The organism is Lysobacter changpingensis, assembly GCF_017308985.1.
GTDB classification, from domain to species: Bacteria; Pseudomonadota; Gammaproteobacteria; order Xanthomonadales; family Xanthomonadaceae; genus Lysobacter_J; species Lysobacter_J changpingensis.
Genome location: NZ_JADWPE010000002.1, coordinates 1,075,203 through 1,088,174 on the forward strand (window position 1 = coordinate 1,075,203; position 12,972 = coordinate 1,088,174).

Consider the following 12,972-nt stretch of genomic DNA (forward strand, 5'->3'; position numbering starts at 1 on the left):
GCCTCACACGAAACAGGGGAGACGTCCGTGGCAAATCCGTTCAGTCTGCAGGGCAAGGTCGCGCTGGTCACCGGCGCCAACACCGGTCTCGGCCAGGGCATTGCGGTGGCGCTTGCCGAAGCGGGCGCGGACATCGCCGCCGCCGGCATCCGGGCGCCGCGGGAGACGGAGGAAAAGGTGCGTGCGCTCGGCCGCCGCTTCGTCGCGATCGAGGCGAACCTGTCGAGCGTGGAGCCGATCGGACGCGTCGTGCGCGAAACGCTCGACGGCCTGGGCGGACTGCACATCCTGGTCAACAACGCCGGTCTGATCCGTCGTGCCGACGCGGTGGATTTCACCGAGAAGGACTGGGACGACGTGATGAACGTGAACATCAAGGCCGCGTTCTTCATGGCGCAGGCCGCGGGCCGGCACATGATCGCCAGCGGCGGCGGCAAGATCGTCAACATCGCGTCGATGCTGTCGTTCCAGGGCGGCATCCGCGTGCCGTCGTACACCGCCAGCAAGAGCGGCATCGCCGGCATCACGCGCCTGCTCGCGAACGAGTGGGCGAACAAGGGCATCAACGTCAACGCGATCGCGCCGGGCTACATGGCGACCGACAACACCGCGCAGCTGCGCGCGGACGAAGCGCGCAGCGCGGAGATCCTCGGCCGCATCCCCGCGGGGCGCTGGGGTACGCCGGCGGACCTGGGCGGCGCGGCGGTGTTCCTGGCGTCGAGTGCGTCCGATTACGTGAACGGCGCAATCCTGCCGGTGGATGGTGGGTGGCTGGCGCGCTGAGTACCGCGGTGCGCTTCCCCGAGTGCGCTTCGCTTACCCGGGCTACAAGAGCGTAGTTGCCGGAAGGGAGAGATGACGTGAATCGACGCATCCGCTTCATCGCCCACGCATCGATCGTTGCCACGTGCGTGACCACCGCCCACGCCGCCGAACCGCGCCGCGACTCCTACGTCGAGAATGCGCGCGACATCGCGGTGCAGCAACCCGGCCCGCACGAAGGCGAAGGCACCACGACCGCCTACCCCTTCTTCGAACAGGCCGAAGGCTTCGACATCGTCTTCCGCCAGCGCGCACTGCATCCGGGCGCGACGATCGGCGAGCACCGCAACGACAAGGACGAGATCTACTATGTGCTCTCCGGCCGCGGCGAACTGCTGCTCGACGGCAAGCGGCGCGAGGTGGGCGCCGGCGACGCGATCCTCACGCGCGATGGCAGCACGCACGCGCTGATGCAGCGCGGCGATGAGGACCTCGTGATCATCGTCGTCTATCGCAGGCGCACGCAGCGCTGAGGCGCATCCCGTGCGAAGTCGACGGTGAAGATGCCGTGAGGCGCGCGCACACGCGCATGAAGGCGGCCTTCATTCGCCCTGTCTTAACCGGCGCCGGACCAGCATGAAGGCATCGTCCAGCGAAGGAGGCATGCCGATGGCATCGAGCAAGCGCGAACTCATCGCCCCGAACGGCGACAAGCGTTACGTGCGTCGCGACGAGAAGGGACGCTTCAAGGAATCCGACGACGTCGGCCGCTCGTTGTCGCAGGATCGCCGCCGTCATTCCGACACCGAAGTGAAGTCCGGCCAGGGCGATCGCGGCGACCAGAAGCGTCGCTGAGGCCGCACGCATGAACGGACGCCAGATCGTCATCGCGATGGTGATCATCCTCGCCATCGCGGTGATCGCCTACATGTACCTGCACAGCCGCGAAGCGGCACCGCTGCAGGACCCTTCGCCGGATGCGACGACGACGTCGCTGGTGGTAATGCGCGACGCGACGGTGTGACCGGACGCATCGGCGTCATATCGCCACGCGCCGCCCGATCTCGATCAACCGGTTGTCGGGGATGCGGAAGAACGATGTCGCCGGCAGCGCGTTGCGCGTGAGGTAGGCGAACAGGTGGTCGCGCCAGCGGGCCATGCCCGTGCGGTCGCCGGAAATCACGTCCTCGCGGCTGGTGAAGAACGTGGTCTGCATCAGGTCGAAGTGCAGGCCGTGGCCGCCGCAGGCTTCCAGCGCGCCGGGGACGTCCGGCGATTCGGCGAACCCGAAGCGCGCGCAGATGCGATGGAAGTCGTCCCCCTGCGAGTCGATGCGCACGCGCTCGTCCGGCGGCACATGCGGTTCATCCAGGATCACCACGGTCAGCAGCACGTTGCGTTCGTGCAGCACGCGGTTGTGCTTGAGGTTGTGCAGCAGCGCCTGCGGTGCGTAATCGGCATCGTTGGTCAGGAACAGCGCCGTGCCCGGCACGCGCGTCGGCGGATGCTCGCGCAGCGACTGCATGCACGGCCCCAGCGGCAGGCTGTCGCTGCGATTGCGCTGCGCCAGCAGCTCGCGACCACGACGCCAGGTGGTCATCACCACCAGCGCGACGACGCCCAGCAGTATCGGGAACCAGCCGCCGCTGGCGATCTTCATCAGGTTCGCGGCGAAGAACGCCAGGTCCACCGCGAGCATCGCCGCGCCCAGCGGCACCACCACGCCCCACGACCAGCGCCACACCCGGCGCATCACCACGATCACCAGCACGGTGGTGGCGAGCATCGTCCCGCTGACCGCGATGCCGAACGCCGCGGCGAGCGCGGCCGAGGTGCGGAACCCCAGCATCGCCGCGAGCACCAGCAGCAACAGCAGGCCCGATACCAGCGGCAGATGGATCTGCCCGCGCACGCGTGAGGAGGTGTGCATCACGCGCATGCGCGGCAGGTAGCCGAGCTGGATGCACGCGCGGATCATCGAGTACGCGCCGGAGATCACCGCCTGCGAGGCGATCACCGTCGCGGCGGTCGCGAGCGCGATCATCGGGAACAGCCCCCACTGCGGCACGGTCCGGTAGAACGGCCGCATCGACGCGGAAGGATCGAGCAGCAGCACCGCGCCCTGGCCGAAGTAGCTCAGCAGCAGGCATGGCAGCGCGATCGCGGTCCACGCCACGCGGATCGGCCGCGCGCCGAAGTGACCCATGTCCGCGTACAGCGCCTCCGCGCCGGTGAGCACCAGCACCGTCGCGCCGAGCGTGGTGAATCCGGCGAAACCGTTGCGCTGGAAGAACTCCCACGCGTGCAGCGGATTCACCGCGACCAGCACCCGCGGCTGGCGCAGCATCGCGAAGAAGCCGAGCAGACCGATCGCGACCAGCCACGCCAGCATCACCGGGCCGAACACCGCGCCGACGCGTGCGCTGCCGAAGCGCTGCAACGCGAACAGGCCGAGCACGATCGCCACGCTCGTCGGCAGCACCCAGGGCGCGAGGCCCGGCGCGGCCACTTCCACGCCTTCGACCGCCGAGAGCACCGACACCGCCGGCGTGATCACGCTGTCGCCGAAGAACAGCGCCGCGCCCGCGAGGCCCGCCATCACGACCCAGTTGCGACGGCGCGGATGCCGCATCAGCGACGAACGCGCGAGCGCGAGCAGCGCCATGATCCCGCCCTCGCCCTTGTTGTGCGCGCGCATGACCAGCAGCACGTACTTGAGCGAAACCGCGCCGACCAGCGCCCAGAACGCGAGCGAGACGACGCCGATCACGTTGGCCGGCGTCGGCCGCACGCCGTGCACGCCGAAGGCTTCCTGCATCGCGTACAGCGGGCTGGTCGCGAGGTCGCCGAAGACCACGCCGAGCGCGGCGAGCACGAGCGCGGGGAGCGCGGTGGACGGCGCTACCGGCGTGCTGTCGCTTGGGGTTTCGGCATTCCGCATCGATCCGCGCTGCGTGGGCCTGGCGGCAGTACAGCGGAAGGGCGGTTACGATGGGATGTGGGAGGTGTATGGCGCTGCGTCCGCATGCGGATCAGTTCGCCGCGCTCTTGAGCCCCTCTCCCTGCGGCGGCGTAGAAGCCCCTCTCCCTCCTGCGACCGAAGGGAGTGCAGAGCTGGAGGGGTTGGGGTGAGGGTCGGGGCGTGAGGACGTGCTCGGACTTGCGATGCTCGCTTCACGAAGGCAACGAACACACGCAGAAGAGAAGCAGCCTTTGTAGCCCGGGTAAGCGAAGCGCACCCGGGGCATCGGGCGCCTCCCCGGGTGCGCTTCGCTTACCCGGGCTACAAGAGCTGGGATGGGTTGGGTGAAGGCGTGCGACGCGGTGATCGGCCGTTGCCTGCGTTCCTGCTTTCAAGGGCGGGAACAGAAACAACAGCTCAGCCCGGCACCGCCCCACCCTCGCCGTCCGGAGCCTGATCGTCACGCCCAGCACGCCGCCCGCGCAACGCCTCCGCCGCCTCCTCCGACACCGAACGCAGGTGCAGATCCTGCTGCGGGAACGGCAACTCGATCCCCGCCTGGTTCAGCGCGCCGTACACGCGCGTGACCAGGTCGCTGCGGATCGTCGCGGAGTTGTCGTAGTCGTACGTCCACGCGCGGATGCCGAAATTCAGCGCGCTCGCACCGAAGCCCAGGAACAGCACCACCGGTTCCGGATTGGAGACGATCCCCGGCGTCTGCAGCGTCGCGTGATGCAGCAGCGCCGACAGTTTCGCCGGATCGGAGCCGTACGCCACGCCGATGTCCACGTCGAGCCGGCGGTTGCGGTCCAGCAGCGTCCAGTTGGTCAGCTTCTCCGACAGCAGCGTGCCGTTGGGCACCACCACGTCGGCGCCGTCGAAGGTCTTGATGGTCGTGGCGCGCATGCCGATCTCGCGCACGCGGCCGGACGTGCCGGTGATCTCCACCACGTCGCCCGGCTGGATCGGCCGCTCGAACATCAGGATCAGGCCGGAGACGAAGTTGTTCACCACGTTCTGCAGGCCGAAACCGATGCCCACGCCGAGCGCGCCGAACACGAACGCCAGCTGCGTCATCTTGAAGCCCGCCGCCGTCAATGCGACCAGCGCGCCGAGCAGCAGCACCGCGTAGTACGTGAGCGAGGCCACCGAGTTGCCCACGCCGCGCGGCAGCGACATGCGCGTGAGCACTTCCTCCTGCAACAGGTAGCGCGTGGCCTTCGCGGCCCAGAACGCGACGTAGATCGAGACGAAGAACACCAGCACGTGACCGAGGCTCAGCGAGAACTCGCCGACCTGGAACGAATGCGTGAGCACCGATTCGGCGACCGCGTACGCCGGCCGGAACACGCGGAACCGGTTCATGGTGAACACGATCCAGCCGACGATCGCGGCGAAGGTCAGCACGCGCATGATCAGCGTGAGCAGCGGCGTCGCGTGCTCGCGCACCACGCGCAGGCGCGCCTGACCGCCGCGCGCGAGCAGCAACCGCAGCAGCGCGACGATCACCGTCATGCCCGCGTACAGCACCAGGCCGAAGTAGCCGCTGTCGATCACGCCGCTGTTGAGCATCTCGGCCAGCGAGACGTTACCGATCACGTTCGCGACGATCGACACCGCCAGCAGCACCACGCTCACCCAGGCGCCCACGTGCACCGCGCGGCCGAAGCCGTCGCGCAGCCACGCGTTGCGCTGCCGGCGCGCGCGCCACAGCAGCCACGACGTCAGCACCAGCGCGAGCGTGGCCAGGCCCAGGTGGTACCAGCGGTACACCAGCGCGTTGGCGAGGAAGAAGAACGCGATGCGGCCCAGCAGGTACAGCGCGGTGGCGACGTACGGCCACACGCCGAGCACCCGCCGGCCCTCCGGCGGCAGCAGGCGCAGCACCGGCACCAGCGCGACCAGCATCGCGAACTGGTGCGCGAGCAGCGGCGCATCCGGCTCGAACGCCAGCACGCCCATCATCGACAGCAGCAGCCACGCGGAGAACGGCCGCTGCAGCACGCGCGTGGTCGCGTCCAGCGGTTCGGGTTCGGCGCCGGCGCGCTCGGCCTCGCGTCGAGCCCGTCGCGCGCGCCACGAGAGCAGCAACAGCACCGGCAGCAGCAGCACCTGCAGGACGTGCAGCGCACGCTGGTTGCCGAAGTCGGACGCGCCGTATTCGGTGAGGAAACGCGCCTCGATGCCCAGACCCTTGCGGATCGAGCTGATCGCATCGTCGGAATCGCCCGTCGGCTGCCGCGCGAGCCACAGCGGGGGCGAGTCGAAGCGGATCAGGCGGCGGTCGATGTACTCGATCGCCTCGGCCACCGAACGCAGGCCGGTCTGGATGCGCGCATCGACCAGGTTCGCGCGGCGGCCGAGCGCGATCTGCCGGGCCAGCGGCGCGGACAGCGCCTGTTCGGCCGTCCTGAGTTTCGCGACCAGCGCATCCACGCGGCTGGCCAGCGCCGCCGGCAGGTTGCCGCCGCGCGCCTGCTCCTGCGTGGCTTCCCAGTCGGCGCGACGCTGCGCGAGCTGCGACGCGCTCTGCGCATAGGGCGCGGTCGCCGCGCGCATGTCGTCCTGCCAGCGCGCGAACAGGCGCGCGTCGAACTTCCAGTGGCGCTCGAAGCTTTCCAGCCGCATCACCGGCAGCTCGCGCAGCTCCCCGGGGCGGAACATCTTCGCCTTCTCGTCGACGGAGCGCGCGATGGCGTCGAGCCGCGGCGCGAGCTGCTCGCTCGGATCCTCCTCGCGCGCGCGCAGGATGATGGCTTCGGCGAAGCGCTCGTCGGCGTCGGCGCGCAGTGCGATGTCGGCGACGGCGACCGCGGCCGGTTCCTTCGGCGCGGGCGCGGTGCCCGGTACCGGCGTGGCGGCCTTGTCCTGCGCGAACGCCGGCGCGATGGCGAACGCCAGCGACAACAACGCACCCAGCCATCCCGTGGATCGACGCATCGCGCACTCCGGTGTTCTGGGCGGGAGTCTAGGGGAATTCGGGCTTCGCGCGCGCGCGTCCCGCCCTGCCCCTCTCCGCATGCGGGAGAGGGCGCGTCGGCATTACTTGCGCTGCGTGCGGATCCAGTCGTCCACCGACGCCTCCAGCACCGCCAGCGGCACCGCGCCGTTGCCGAGCACGAGGTCGTGGAAGGCGCGGATGTCGAAGCGGTCGCCCAGCTGGTCGCGCGCGCGTTCGCGCAGTTCGACGAACTTCAGGTGGCCGATCTTGTACGAACACGCCTGACCGGGCTGCACGAGGTAGCGGTACACCTCGCTGCGCACCTCGGACTCCGGCATGCCGGTGTGCGCGCGCATGTAGTCGATCGCCTGCTCCGGCGTCCAGCGCTTGCGGTGCAGGCCGGTGTCCACGACCAGCCGCACGGAGCGGAACAGCTCCGCGCGCAGGCGGCCCAGGTCGCCCCACGGATCGTCGCGGTACAGCCCCATCTCCGCCGCCAGCTGCTCGGCGTACAGCGCCCAGCCTTCGGTGAACGCGCTGGGATTGAGGCTGCGGCGCAGCATCGGCAGGTCGGTCAGCGTCTGCGCGATGGCGATCTGGAAATGATGGCCGGGCGAGCCTTCGTGGTAGGTCAGCGTCGGCAGGCTCCAGCGGGTGTTCGCCTCCAGGTTGCCGAAGTTGACGAAGAAGATGCCCGGACGCGAGCCGTCCATCGCAGGCTGGATGTAGTACGCGCCGGGCGCGTTCGCCTCGGCCTCCTTCGGCACCGGGCGCACGTCCAGCGGCTGCGGCGGCGTGCGGCCGAAGTACTCCGGCACGTGCGGATCGAGCTTCGCGAGGTTGCGACGGATGTCGGCGATCAGCTCCGCGTGGCCGGCCCCGGTGTCCTCATACTGGAAGCGCGAGTCGGTCAGCAGCGCCGACATGCGCTCGCCGACGGTGCCCTCGTCGCGGTCCTGCGCGCGCAGGCGCGTGTCCATCTCGCCCTCGATGCGGGCGACTTCCGACAGTCCCAGCGCGTGGATCCGGTCGGCATCCATGTCGGTGCTGGTGTTCCAGCGCAGCGCGGCGTCGTAGAACGCGGCGCCGTCCGGCAGCGCCCACACGCCGCGATCGCCCGGCTTCTTCGCGATCTCCTCGTCCAGGCGCGCGAGCAGGCGTGCGTAGGCCGGGTTGGCATCGTCGCGAACGGCCTGCACGGCCTGCCTGAGCAGCTCGGCGCGGCGCGGCTCGGGCACCTTCAGCGCGGCGAGCCTGGGTTCGAACGACGTCACCAGCGGGCTCTTCGCCGGATCGACCGAGATCAGCGCGCGGATCTGCGACGCCGCGCCTTCCATCGCGGTCTGCGGCGGCAGCACGCCCTGCTTCGCCTGCATGTCGAAGTTCGCGCGCACCTGGTCGATCTTCGTTTCCACCGCGTGCAGGCGCGAGACGTACGACACCGCGCCGGCCTCGTCGCGCACGGGATGCTGGTTTTCGAGGAACCCCGGCAGCGACACCGGGATGCTGAAGAGCTGGTCGACGGCGTACGTCGAGGCGCCCGCCGGCAGCCATGCGGGCGTCCAGTCGGGTTTCATCAGGTCGATCTGGGTCTGGTAGAACCAGCTCAACAGCCCGTAATTCCAGCGCTCCTGGCCGGTGAGGCGCTTCGGATCGAAGTGCTTGAGCTCATCGAGGTTGCCCTGCATGCGCGCGCGCAGCTCGGCGCGGCGCGGCAGGCCGACGTCGGTGAGCTGGCCCGACAGGTCGATGCCGTCGCCCGACAGACCAAGCAGCGTGCGCAGCTCCGGGTTGCGCCGGACCTCCTCCATCGTCTGGCGGTCCATCATCGAGCCGACGGTTTCGGCCTGTTCGAAAGCGGCGACCGGCGAAGCCGCCGCGAGCGTCGCCGACAGCACCAGCGCGAGGGAAAGACGGGTCATGCGCACTCCGTTTGCGCCGGGCGGCATGCCCGGCAAGGGCGACATCCTCGTTGCCAATCGCCGCCGCGTCGAGTACCTGCTGTGGCGCGAGTGGTGGGACGTGCGAAGCGGGGCGCGAGAAGTGAGAAGCGGGGAGCAGATCGGCTGCCTCGCCCGCTCCTCACGCCGCATCCGTCACCGCATGGCCCACGCCAGGCCCACGTACCCCGATCGGACGTCGCCCGGCATGAAGTTCGCCTGGTCCTCGCCGGGCGCGTCGGCCATGGGGCGTGAGACTGGAGATTGGAAGAGCCGCTCACGTGAGTCGCCCTTTGCCCTCATCCCGGCGAAGGCCGGGATCCAGACCGCACTCCGGGCACTCCCACACCGTCAACCCACCTCACCGTCATTCCAGCGAAAGCCGGAACCATTCTGCTCTTGCGCGGCGCGTCCAGCGGCAGAAGCGGACATCATGATGGCTTCCCGCTTTCGCTGGAATGACGGAGAAGTGAGCCGCCTTCGCCGCGATGACGAGTCCACGCGCTCCGCCCGATGCACGACGACACCTCACCCGCACGCATGCAAGCGCCCCGACTCACCCCGAATAGAACCGATCCGCCACCCCCAACGCCGCGTCCACGATCGCCAGCCCCTCCCGCAACGTCGCTTCCTCGATATTCAGCGGCGGCACCACATGCAGGCGATTGCCCATCACCAGCGGCCACACGCCCAAACGCCGGCATTCCGCCGCGAACTGCATCATCGGCGCATTCGCCTCGCCGCTCGCGTTGAACGGCACCAGCGGCTCGCGCGTGGTGCGGTCGCGCACCAGTTCGATCGCCCAGAACGCGCCGAGCCCGCGCACGTCGCCGATGCTTTCGTGCCGCGCCATCATCGCGTCCAGCGCCGGCCCGATGACCGTCTCGCCCAGCGCACGCGCACGTTCGACCAGGCTTTCCTCGCGATAGATGCCGATGCACGCCACCGCCGCCGCGCAGGCGAGCGGATGGCCCGCGTAGGTGAGGCCGCCCGGATACGCGCGCGTGGCGAAGCTCGCGGCGATCGCATCGGAAAGGATCACGCCGCCCAGCGGCACGTAACCGGAGTTCACGCCCTTCGCGAACGTGATGAGATCGGGCACCACGTTCCATCGGTCGATCGCGAACCACTGCCCGCAACGACCGAAACCGGCCATCACCTCGTCGGCGATCATCACGATGCCGTGCGCGTCGCACAGCGCGCGCACGCCCTGCAGGTAGCCATCCGGCGGCACGAGGATGCCGTTGCCTCCGACCACACTCTCCATCAGGATCGCCGCGATGGTGTGAGGCCCTTCGACCGCGATCGTGTCCGCCAGGTGCGCCAGCGCGCGATCGCATTCCTCCCGCGCATCGCGGGCGTGGAATGCCGAACGGTACGGATACGGCCCCCAGAAGCGCGCGATGCCCGGCATGCCCGGTTCCGCCGGCCAGCGTCGCGGATCGCCCGAGGCGGTGATCGCGCCCGCCGTCGCGCCGTGGTAGCTGCGATACATCGTCAGCACCTTGTGGCGGCCGGTGTGCAGGCGCGCCATGCGCATCGCGTTCTCGACCGCCTCCGCGCCGCCGTTGGTGAAGAACACGCGGTTCAGGTCGCCCGGTGCGACTTCGGCGATCAACCGCGCCGCCTCGCTCGTCGCCGCGTTCGCATGGTATGGCGCCACGGTGCACAGCGTCTGTGCCTGCGCCTGGATCGCGGCGACCAGTTTCGGATGCTGATGGCCGACGTTGACGTTGACGAGCTGGCTGGACAGGTCGATCCAGCGTCGTCCGTCCTCGTCCCAGAAGTGCGAACCGGATGCGCCGGCGACGACGGTGGGGTTCAGCGTGTCGATCGCCGACCACGAATGCAGCACATGCGCGCGGTCGTCGCGGCGCGCGATCGACGGCGCCGTCGCGCCGGCGCCCTGGGGAGACACTTCACGCATGGCGTTTGCTTCCGCGACGGACTTCAGGGAATGAAGGTCTGTTCGGGATCGTCGAACGACTTGAATTCCAGCGCATTGCCCGACGGATCGAAGAAGAACATCGTCACGTGCTGGCCGGGCTTGCCCTTCAGGCGCAGGTGCGGTTCCTCGGCGAAGTCGACGCCGGCGTCCTTCACGCGCCGCGCGAGCGTCTCCCACGACGTGCGGTCCAGGTTCATCCCGAAGTGCGGCACCGGCACCGCTTCGCCGTCGAAACGGCCGGTCTGCAGCGGCGCGCCGTCGGGCGCGATGTGCGCGACCAGATGGTGGCCGAAGAAATCGAAGTCCTGGTACGACACGTCGCTGCGTCCTTTCGGGCAGCCGATCACCTCGCCGTAGAAGCGGCGGGCTTCGTCGAGATCGCGCACGGGAAACGCGAGGTGGAACTGGGTGATCTTCCTGGCCGGGGATTCGCTCACGAGACGGCGCCCCGCTGCGTGGCGCACGCGTCGAAGATGTTCTGCCAGAAGCGGTTCCACGCGGTGATGCTGCGCTCGTAGCCCTGTGCGAGCTCCGGCAGCGCGGAAGGTTCGTCCTGGATGTAGCGGTCGATCGCCGCGCGCGTGAGTTCGCCGTGCACGATGTCCTCCTCGCCGGCATGGATCGTCCAGAACTCCCAGTCGATGCGATCGGCGTTCTCGCGCATGAACGGATGTTCGCGCAGGTGTTCGAACATCACCGACAGGTACGTCTGGCACAGGCATTCGCCGCCCATGCCGCGCAGGCCCACGCCGAACGCGGGCTCGCGTTCCCACAGCTCCTGCGTAAGCTCGCCGAGGATGCGGCGGTTTTCCGGAAGTCCGCGATCAAGACGCTCGCGCGGCACGCCGATGCTGGCGAGGAAGCGGTCGTAGATTTCCGGATGCGCGCGCGACGCATCGCCTTCGCCGAGTTCTTCCGAGAGGATCTGGCTGAGCAGGCTGCGCAGCCCGCCGAAGGGAAGTTTCGCGAGCAGCAACGCGAGATCGCTGATGTACTCGATGGTGAAGAACCGGTACTGCGTGCAGAACTCGCGCAGCGATTCGACCGGCATGTCCTCCAGTGCTTTCATCTTCTGCGCGGCGAGCGCCTCGGTGGCTTCCTTGGCGGCGTCGGCGAAGTTCCAGAAGCCCTGTCTGTCCCATTCACCGTGAGGCATCGCGACGGGAAAGGACGGCGTGGCGAGTGGGCTCAGGCTGTTTTCCAGGGACATGCATCGGGTCCGGTTGGTGCGCATCGCATGCGACGCATGCATTGCGCGAGTTGGCGTGCGAACACGAATTCCGGCTGGAGCATACCCCGCGGAAATCATGGCAAGGTTCACTCGCCGTTGACCCGCAGTTCTCGTTTTTTCGGCCTGTTTCGCCCGTTTCGGCGCACTCGCTCAGGTTTGCGAAGACGCCTTCACGGATGCGCGCGCATTCATGTTCGGCAAGCGAACAGCGTGGGTTCATCTTCATTCGCCGGGTGCGTGCGAGGCTCGGACTCGACGACCACGCCTGCTGATGGGGACCGCTCCACCACGGAAAGGTCAAGCGAAGAGGAGCCGCGCCCGATGTCGAACACGCGCGTCCAGGACCACGACAGCGTGAAGCTGCTGTGGACCGGCGGATGGGATTCCACGTTCCGCCTGCTGCAATTGCTGTTGCGCCATCGCGTGCCCGTCACGCCGTACTACCTGGAAGACCCCACGCGCCCGTCGACGGCCACCGAGATCGCCACGATGGCGCGCATCGCCGAGCGGCTGTACGAACGCTTTCCGCACACGCGCGAACTGCTTCATCCGCTGCGTCGCGCGGCGGTGGCCGACATCGAAGTGGACGAGGACATCGCCAGCGCCTTGCGCGAGATCCGCGGACGCATTTTCATCGGCAGCCAGTACGCGTGGCTGCCCGCGTTCTGCCGCCGCGAAGCGCTCGACGGCATGGAGCTGGGCGTGCACGTGGACGACAAGGTGCAGGCGGTGCTGCGCGACTGCACGATGGAGTTCGACCACCCCGCCGGATTCCACAGCGTGCGCGTGGACCCTGCGCGCGCGGGCGCGGCCGAGCGCCTGCTGTTCGGGCGCTTCACCTTCCCGCTGTTCCAGGTGGACAAGCGCGACATCGAGCGCGACGCGCTCGCGGCCGGCTGGGGCGAACTGATGGAAATGACCTGGTTCTGCCACAAGCCCGTGCACGGCAAGCCGTGCGGCTTCTGTCCGCCGTGCGTGTACACGATCGAGGAAGGCCTGGCGCGTCGCGTGCCGCAGTCGCGGCGGATGCTGTCGTTTTTCTATCGCAGCGTCGCGCTGCCGTTGAAGACGTCGCTGCGGCAGATGCGTGCATCGCGGCAGGGGCGGAGATCGTCGCCGGAGTCGCGGGCGCGGAACGGCTGATCGCCTTTGTAGCTTTTGCGCGGAACCCGGGTTCTGCGAACCCGG

11 protein-coding genes are annotated in these 12,972 nt (G+C 68.8%); 5 read left to right on the forward strand and 6 right to left on the reverse strand.

Translation table 11 applies throughout. The annotated features are described in order from the left end of the window. Positions 1–27: 27 nt before the first annotated feature. The 4 genes from kduD (at position 28) to I4U41_RS06640 (ending at position 1,786) form a co-directional block, all read left to right on the forward strand. On the forward strand, positions 28–783 hold the full coding sequence (kduD, locus tag I4U41_RS06625; RefSeq protein WP_206860290.1) for a 2-dehydro-3-deoxy-D-gluconate 5-dehydrogenase KduD: 756 nt from the start codon (positions 28–30) through the stop codon (positions 781–783). Between the two features lie 77 nt (positions 784–860). Next, complete coding sequence (locus I4U41_RS06630; RefSeq protein ID WP_320415141.1) at positions 861–1,295, forward strand: cupin domain-containing protein; 435 nt, start codon at positions 861–863, stop codon at positions 1,293–1,295. A gap of 136 nt (positions 1,296–1,431) precedes the next feature. After that, positions 1,432–1,617: a hypothetical protein gene (locus I4U41_RS06635; RefSeq protein ID WP_206860292.1), complete on the forward strand. Its 186-nt coding sequence runs from the start codon at positions 1,432–1,434 to the stop codon at positions 1,615–1,617. A 10-nt stretch (positions 1,618–1,627) separates the two neighbouring features. After that, positions 1,628–1,786 (forward strand): hypothetical protein, encoded by a 159-nt coding sequence (locus I4U41_RS06640; RefSeq protein ID WP_206860293.1) that lies wholly within the window; start codon positions 1,628–1,630, stop codon positions 1,784–1,786. A gap of 15 nt (positions 1,787–1,801) precedes the next feature. On the opposite strand, the gene I4U41_RS06645 is transcribed toward I4U41_RS06640, so the two are convergent. The 6 genes from I4U41_RS06645 to I4U41_RS06670 form a co-directional block, all read right to left on the reverse strand. Continuing rightward, on the reverse strand, positions 1,802–3,703 hold the full coding sequence (locus tag I4U41_RS06645; RefSeq protein WP_206860294.1) for a potassium transporter Kup: 1,902 nt from the start codon (positions 3,701–3,703) through the stop codon (positions 1,802–1,804). 438 nt (positions 3,704–4,141) lie between these two features. After that, positions 4,142–6,664: a mechanosensitive ion channel domain-containing protein gene (locus I4U41_RS06650; RefSeq protein WP_206860295.1), complete on the reverse strand. Its 2,523-nt coding sequence runs from the start codon at positions 6,662–6,664 to the stop codon at positions 4,142–4,144. A 102-nt stretch (positions 6,665–6,766) separates the two neighbouring features. Further along, positions 6,767–8,587: a DUF885 domain-containing protein gene (locus I4U41_RS06655; RefSeq protein ID WP_206860296.1), complete on the reverse strand. Its 1,821-nt coding sequence runs from the start codon at positions 8,585–8,587 to the stop codon at positions 6,767–6,769. 574 nt (positions 8,588–9,161) lie between these two features. Further along, complete coding sequence (locus I4U41_RS06660; RefSeq protein WP_206860297.1) at positions 9,162–10,532, reverse strand: aspartate aminotransferase family protein; 1,371 nt, start codon at positions 10,530–10,532, stop codon at positions 9,162–9,164. 23 nt (positions 10,533–10,555) lie between these two features. Further along, positions 10,556–10,990 (reverse strand): VOC family protein, encoded by a 435-nt coding sequence (locus tag I4U41_RS06665; RefSeq protein ID WP_320415142.1) that lies wholly within the window; start codon positions 10,988–10,990, stop codon positions 10,556–10,558. Then, a complete protein-coding gene (locus I4U41_RS06670; protein ID WP_206860298.1) occupies positions 10,987–11,763 on the reverse strand; it encodes an iron-containing redox enzyme family protein in 777 nt (258 codons plus the stop codon). Before I4U41_RS06670 ends, I4U41_RS06665 begins: the two co-directional genes overlap by 4 nt. A 342-nt stretch (positions 11,764–12,105) precedes the next feature. Here I4U41_RS06670 and I4U41_RS06675 point away from each other — a divergent pair, with 342 nt between their 5' ends. Then, positions 12,106–12,927, forward strand: coding sequence for an adenine nucleotide alpha hydrolase family protein (locus tag I4U41_RS06675; RefSeq protein ID WP_206860299.1), 822 nt, complete (start codon positions 12,106–12,108; stop codon positions 12,925–12,927). Positions 12,928–12,972 lie beyond the last annotated feature (45 nt).

What these genes read in the sequence shown, in the direction of transcription:
- I4U41_RS06635 (WP_206860292.1), top strand. Translation starts at nt 1,432, where the DNA reads ATGGCATCGAGCAAGCGCGAACTCATCGCCCCGAACGGCGACAAGCGT.
- I4U41_RS06640 (WP_206860293.1), top strand. Translation starts at nt 1,628, where the DNA reads ATGAACGGACGCCAGATCGTCATCGCGATGGTGATCATCCTCGCCATC.
- I4U41_RS06645 (WP_206860294.1), bottom strand. Translation starts at nt 3,703, where the DNA reads ATGCGGAATGCCGAAACCCCAAGCGACAGCACGCCGGTAGCGCCGTCC.
- I4U41_RS06650 (WP_206860295.1), bottom strand. Translation starts at nt 6,664, where the DNA reads ATGCGTCGATCCACGGGATGGCTGGGTGCGTTGTTGTCGCTGGCGTTC.
- I4U41_RS06655 (WP_206860296.1), bottom strand. Translation starts at nt 8,587, where the DNA reads ATGACCCGTCTTTCCCTCGCGCTGGTGCTGTCGGCGACGCTCGCGGCG.
- I4U41_RS06660 (WP_206860297.1), bottom strand. Translation starts at nt 10,532, where the DNA reads ATGCGTGAAGTGTCTCCCCAGGGCGCCGGCGCGACGGCGCCGTCGATC.
- I4U41_RS06670 (WP_206860298.1), bottom strand. Translation starts at nt 11,763, where the DNA reads ATGTCCCTGGAAAACAGCCTGAGCCCACTCGCCACGCCGTCCTTTCCC.
- I4U41_RS06675 (WP_206860299.1), top strand. Translation starts at nt 12,106, where the DNA reads ATGTCGAACACGCGCGTCCAGGACCACGACAGCGTGAAGCTGCTGTGG.